At 70.6% G+C, this 6,529-nt stretch carries 2 protein-coding genes and 2 pseudogenes; 1 reads left to right on the top strand and 3 read right to left on the bottom strand.

Annotated elements, in window-relative coordinates:
* Nucleotides 1-2,171, bottom strand: a pseudogene (locus tag VI238_RS01590) (hypothetical protein); the annotation flags it as partial.
* A 469-nt stretch (nucleotides 2,172-2,640) separates the two neighbouring features.
* Between VI238_RS01590 and VI238_RS01585 the strand changes: the two are divergent.
* Nucleotides 2,641-3,960: a glycoside hydrolase family 2 gene (locus VI238_RS01585; RefSeq protein ID WP_331647734.1), complete on the top strand. Its 1,320-nt coding sequence runs from the start codon at nucleotides 2,641-2,643 to the stop codon at nucleotides 3,958-3,960.
* 86 nt (nucleotides 3,961-4,046) lie between these two features.
* On the opposite strand, the gene VI238_RS01580 is transcribed toward VI238_RS01585, so the two are convergent.
* Both VI238_RS01580 and VI238_RS01575 read right to left on the bottom strand, forming a co-directional pair.
* Nucleotides 4,047-5,156, bottom strand: a complete 1,110-nt coding sequence (locus VI238_RS01580) for a M23 family metallopeptidase (RefSeq protein WP_331647732.1) — start codon at nucleotides 5,154-5,156, stop codon at nucleotides 4,047-4,049.
* Nucleotides 5,157-5,301: 145 nt separating this feature from the next.
* Nucleotides 5,302-6,471, bottom strand: a pseudogene (locus tag VI238_RS01575) (MATE family efflux transporter).
* Nucleotides 6,472-6,529: the final 58 nt, after the last annotated feature.

The following is a 6,529-nucleotide window of genomic DNA, read 5'->3' as shown; positions in this document are numbered from 1 at the left end:
CCCTGGTCCGCAGTGAGCGCGCACGCGCCCGCGGAGACGATCGAGACGGTCGCGCCCGCGACCGTGCACACGCCGTTCGTCGTCGAGCCGAACGCGAGCGGCGCACTCGACGGCCCCGGCGTCGCCGACAGCGCGAACGTGCCGCCCAGGCTGTAGACCGGATTCGCGGGCGTCGCGATGAAGTTCGTGATCGACTGGTCGCACAACGGCAGGAACCGCAGCGTCGTCCCGTTCGCATCGATCGAGAACACGCCGTGGCTTCCGAGATCCGCATTCGCGCCGGTGTAGGTGTAGCTGAAATCGCCCGCGGACGGCGCCATCGTTCCGCTCGTTTCGAGCAACGCATACGACGTGCCGCATGCAGGCGCACCCACGCCGTCGCTGAACTGGAACGGCAACACGCTGCCGCTCGCGACGAGGTCGCCCGCGATCGACAGGTGATCCGACGATGCCGGCGTCGCGCCGAGCTGGACGGCGATCGTGCCGCCGCCCTCCCACGTCAGCGTGCCGATATCGAAGCCGTCGACGCCGCCGTTGATCGCCGGATCGCCCGGCGCGAGGCGACCGCCTGCCGCGAGCGTGACGGCACCCGCGGCGAAGCCGGTGCCTTCGAGCGTCGCGCCGCTGTCGATCGTCAGCGCGGCCGGGAGCACGCCGTCGACCGCGAGCGAGCCCTGCGCGATGTCGAACGTGCCGAGGTCGGCGTGATCGACCGACGTGAGCACGAGCGTGCCGTCACCGCTCTTGACGAGGTTCGGCAACGCGCCGGTCCAGCCGCCGATCGAACCATCGACGGATTGGCGACCGCTCGTGACCGACAGCGTCGTCGTGGCGCCGAGCAGGAACATCGACGTGCCGCGCGTGGAACCTGCGCTCGCGCCTTCACCACCCGTACCGGGTGCGCCCGGCGTGAGCACGCCGTCGTCGACGGAGCCGTCGGCGAATGTCAGCGCCGCGCCGTTGTTGCCGCGCACGAAGATCGCCGCGCCCAATGCCGCGCCGCCGCCCGAACCCGCGGGCGCATTACCGGTCGTGACGCCAGCACCTGCCGTGCCCGCGAATGGACCGGACGTACCGCGCGTCGGCAAGCCGGAGTACGCCGCGGCACCCGCACTCGCGCCGAAGCCGCCGTCGCCGGACGGACTTCGGCATCCGCTCACGTCACAGCTCGCGGTACTGCCACCGCCGCCACCACCACCGAAACCGCCATCGCCGCCGCCATCGCCGAGCGCGAACGTGCCGCTCTGCGTGTAGAACCCGCCGCCACCGCCGAAGTCGCCACCGTCGCCGCCGCTGCCGGCGTGGTCCGCACCGCCGCCGCCACCGTATGCACCACCCGCGCCGCCATCGCCGCCGAAATAGCCCGACGCGGAGATTCCGTATCCGCCGCCGCCACCGCCGCCGAACACCTGGCCCGCACTGCCCGCCGAATTGCCCATGCCGCCCGTGCCCGACGCGCCCTGCCCGCCGAGTCCATCCGCACCGGCGCCACCGACCGCGCCGCTCGCCGACTGCCCGTTCGACCACGCGCCACCGCCACCGCCACCGTTGTTGCCGCCCGCGCCGCCGTTGCCCGATACGCCGCCACCACCGCCGCCGCCGGAACTGATCGCCGCGCCGCCGTCGCCGTAGTAACCGCCGCCGCCACCACCCGAATAGAACGCGCCCGTGCCACCGTCGCCGCCGAGGCCACCACCGCCGCCGCTGCCGAACGCGCCGTTGTAACTGCCGCCGTGGCCGCCCGCGGCCGCATTGCCATGGAAGCCGACATGCGACAGCACGACCGTGCCCGCGTTGACGAACACGCCGCCGCCCGCACCGAGACCGCCACCGCCGCCGTAGAAGCCGTCGCCGCCGTTGCCGCCGCGCGCGAGACCGTGCGCGATGTCGAGATCGGAGATCGTGACCGTCGCACCCGCTGCATCGATGAACAGCACGCGCCAGGCATCGGCGCCGCTCAGCGTGAGGTTCGCTGCACCGGGCCCCGCGATGCCGAGCGGCACGCGGATCGGGGGCAGCGGCGACGCGAGCGTGATCGTGCCGGTCACCGCGAACGTGATCGTGCGGCCAGGTGTCGCCGTCTGCAGCGCGTCGCGCAGCGAGCCGGGTCCCGCATCCGAGGTCGTGGTCACGACGTAGGTGTCGAGCACGTCATGGGGTGATGCGGACACACCGTCGCGCACGACCTGCGCCTGCGTCGGCCCCCCCCCACGACGCGCACGCGACCAGCAGGCCGCGCGCGATCGTGCAGGCGACCGGCGCGGAGCGCGCCTTCGAAGATCCACGGCTCATCGGTTGTCCCCTGACGGCATGCGCGGCGCCGGGTTCGCCGGCCGGCCCGCGGACCATACTCCCGCGCGCACCGCGATGCCATGGTGACTCGTGACGGCCGGCCCGTCACACGGCGTCATCGAGCCGTCGAGGCGAGTCGTCGACGGCGCGCGCATTACGGTCGCGTCCAGGATGACGCGTTCGCGCAGAGCACCTCCGTCACGACGCGTCGTGTTGCAGTGCTTGCGCGCTTGGCGATGACGCCGCGCACTCGATTGACGCCGACGCGATGCGCGCTCATCGTGCGTGATGGATGGCACGGCCGCTCCGGTCCCGCCATGTCCCTTCCATTCCTCACCGGCGTGCGCAATGACCCGATCGACGCATCCCTCGCGGCGCTGGCTGTTCGTTTCGATCATCCTCGCCACCCTCGTGGGTTGGACGATCGTGATCGTCGATCTCGCGCGCGGAGGCCGCGCGGATCCGCCCGCGCTGCGCGCAGCGGCGATCCTGCTCGACGGCGACTGGCGGTTCCGCACCGGCGACGACGCGGGCTGGTCGGACCCGCGCATCGACGACAGCGAGTGGGAAACGATCGACCTGACCGCGACGCCGGGCAGTCACGATGGCGATGTCGGCCTGCCCGACTACGTGGGCGGCTGGATGGCGCACGGACATCCCGGCTACACGGGCTACGCGTGGTATCGACGTGCGATCGATGTTCCGGCCACGCCGGCCGAGTGGGACATCCTCGGCCCGACGCTCGTCGAGGACGGCTACGCGCTCTACTGGAACGGCCGCCTGCTCGGCGGGTCGGGCCGCCTCGGCGAGCACCCGCGCGTGGTCGGCACGCGACCGCTGCAGTTCGCGCTCCCTGCCGACGCCGCGGGCACGCGCGGCGTCCTCGCGCTGCGCGTCTTCGAGCTGAGCCGCGCGCAGCCGAGCGCCACCGGAGGTGGGATGCACAGTCCGCCGATCCTCGCGCCGCGCGCGGTCGCCGATGGCCTTCACCGCGCGCAATGGAACCGCACGATTGCCGGCTATGTCGTCGATGCGATCGAACCGTTCGCGATGTTCGTGCTCGTCGGCCTCGCGCTGGGGTGCTCGCTGCGCAGCCGTTACCGGGGCTTCCTCGTCGTCGCGAGCCTCGCGCTCGCACTGACGGCCCTGCGTCGCCTCAACAATGCGGTGGTGTCGTGGACCGATCTCATCGACCTGCCGACCTATTCGTTCATGGCCCGCTACCTGTGGCCACCGACGGTCGCCGCCTGGGCGCTCGCCTGGAACCGCTGGCATCCGCGTCCATCGCGTGTCGTCGACGTCCTCGCGCTCGCGCTCATGGCCGCGGCGATCGCCGGCACCGTGGCGCACTGGCCGAACGTCACCCACGCGAGCCGCCTCGCCTTCATCGCGCTGTTCGCCGTCATCGGCGTGCGCATCGTCCGCGGCGGCAGGATGCGCGCGCTCGCCCTCGTCACGCTCGCGTTGATCACCGTCTCGTTCTTCGGCGAGTTGCTCGACCCGCTCGGCGTGCCCGGCATATGGTTTCCGTTCGGCATCGGCGTCTCGCGCACGCAGTACCTCTATGCGGTCTTCATTCCGTTGCTCGCGCTGCTGATTGCATGGACGTCAGGCGAGCGGCGCACCGATGCATCGCTCGGGACGGTACCGGCTCCTCTCATCGGCTGACCGCGGGAACATGATCGGCCTGTTCCGGAATGCCACCCCCGCATGGACGATTTACGGCGGACCAACCATCGGCGACCTCGCACCGTTCAGCGCGCCTCGAAGAACGTGCCGCGATCGAGGATTTCCTCGGCAACATTCGCGAAGCGGCACGGCAGCGCATCGGCGTTCTCCCAGTCGGGTCCGGATTGCAGCTGGTAGTGCACGTGTGGCGCGTTGGTGTCGCCCGAGTGCCCGAGTTTGCCGAGCACTTGGCCCTGCACGACGCGATCGCCCCGGGCGACACGCAGCGAGCCGGCCATGAAGTGCGCGAGCAGGCTGAACTCACCGTGGCCGTGATCGATGACGAGGTGGTTTTCCGGATCGCCCCCGCCGAGCTTCCGGTATTCAGGAGCAAAGTACGCGGGGTCGCTGCTGTCGCCGACCGGCTGGTCCGGTCGATCGTTGCGCAACGCGACGACGACGCCGGCCGCCGGCGCGACGAGCTCGCGTCCCCAACCGGGGTAGTCGCTGTTCTTCTTGCCGTCGCCGGGCGCGCACACGGACCATGCGGAATCGGTACCCATCGCGTCGATCGCGAACTGCCCGCTGCGATTGCGATGGCCACCGTTCGCGGCGCCCGCCTGCAGCACGACGCCCTTGCCCTTGAACGGGAACACGAGCGACGTCGCCTGCGCGTAGGTCTCGATCGGCACGACGACGCGCGCCGCGATCGTGCGGCCGCGCTCGTCCTTGAGCGTCGCCGCGACCGTCATGCGATTGGTACCGAACGCTGCGGGTTCGGTGTGGCGAAGGCGCAGGAACAGCGGCCAGTGCAGCGGCGTCGGCGGATCGCGGCCGTCCGCCAGTTTCGGTGCGAAGCTCGAGCGATACGTCATCGCCGCGAACGCTTCGGCGCCATAGTGCGCACGACGCAGCACGAGGTCGTCCTTCGACAGCTCCACGTCGAGCGCGACCGGCTCCAGCGTCGCCGGGACCGGGGTCTGCACCGCGATCGAAACGATCCAGCTTTCGGTGTTCTCGTGGCTGCGGTCCTTGACCTTGAACACGCGGGTCGGGCGCAGGACGAGGATGGCGTCGCTGGGCTCGGCGTTCCCCGCTGCCGTCGCCGGCGCGGACGCGGAAGCGATCACGGGTGCGACCGCCGACAACGCCGTGGCACTCAGGAAGTGACGGCGCGTGAAAGCGGGAATGGGCATGGTCGGGGTCCGCGGCGGCGCGAAGGCGCGTCGCCGACCATGATGGCGCATGCGTGCGTGCGCGCGTGAAGGACGTTGCAGGCCCACGCCTCGCCTGGGCGCGACGGCCATACGGCTCGTCGCGAACGCGGGTAGCACCACGTGCCTACACGCGCGCGAGCTTCCACCGCCCGCGCGAGAACAGCCATAAGGTGAACAGCCCGACCGAGGTTTCCGAGACGAACACGGCCCAGAACACGCCCGTCTCCTGCCAGCCGAGGTGCAGCGCGAGCCACCACGCGAGCGGGATCTGGATCAGCCAGAAGAACACGACGTTGATCCAGGTCGGCGTCACGGTGTCGCCGGCGCCGTTGAACGCCTGCACGCTGACCATCCACCAGCCGTACACGAACAGCGCATAGGACAGGATGCGCAGCCACTCCGCGCCGACGAGAACCACCGTCGGGTCGTCGGTGAACACGCCGACGATCTGCCGCGGCAGGAAGAACTACGCGAACGAGACGAGCAGCAGGTACGCCATGTTGTAGCGGCCGATCTGCCACACCGCCGCTTCCGCGCGATCGGGCTGCTGCGCGCCGAGGTTCTGCCCGACCAGCGTCGCGGCCGCGTTGGACATGCCCCAGGCCGGCATCATCGTGAACATCATGAAGCGGATCGCGATGGTCGCGCCCGCGACCGCCTCGCTGCCGACACTGGCGAGGATGCGCATGAGGAAGATCCACGAGGTCATCGCGACGATCATCTGGCCGACACCGCCGAGCGAGGTGCGCACGATGTTCCACAGCACCGCGCCGTTCCAGCGCAGGTGCGAAGCGAGCACGCGGATGTGCTGGCCGCCGCGCAGCAGCACCCACAGCTGCACCAGCACGCCGGCGCCGCGACCGATGTTGGTCGCGATCGCCGCGCCCTCGATGCCCCACTGCGGGAACGGCCCGACGCCGAAGATCAGCAGCGGGCACAGCACGATGTTGAGTCCGTTCGACAGCCACAGCACGCGCATCGCGATCGCCGCGTCGCCCGCGCCACGGAAGATCGCGTTGATCACGAACAACAGCATGATCACCGCGTTGCCACCGAGCATCCACTGCGCATAGCGGTACCCGTGCTGGATCGTCCACTCATCGCCACCCATGAGGCGCAGCAGATCCGGCGCATAGAGAATGCCGAGGATCGCCGGCAGCACCGAAGCGAGCACCGCGACGATGATCGCCTGCACCGCCGTCACCGCGGCCTCGTCCGGCTTGCCCTCGCCGATGCGGCGCGCGACGACGGCCGTGACCGCCATCGCGAGCCCCATCGCGATCGAGTAGAGCAAAAAGAGATAGCTCTCGGTCAGCCCGACCGTCGCGACCGCCGACGGCCCGAGCCGCGCG

It is taken from the genome of Dokdonella sp., from assembly GCF_036518555.1.
In the GTDB taxonomy this organism is placed as follows: Bacteria; Pseudomonadota; Gammaproteobacteria; order Xanthomonadales; family Rhodanobacteraceae; genus Dokdonella_A.
Note: the sequence above shows the minus strand (reverse complement) of the source record. Positions and strands in the feature narration are given on the sequence as shown.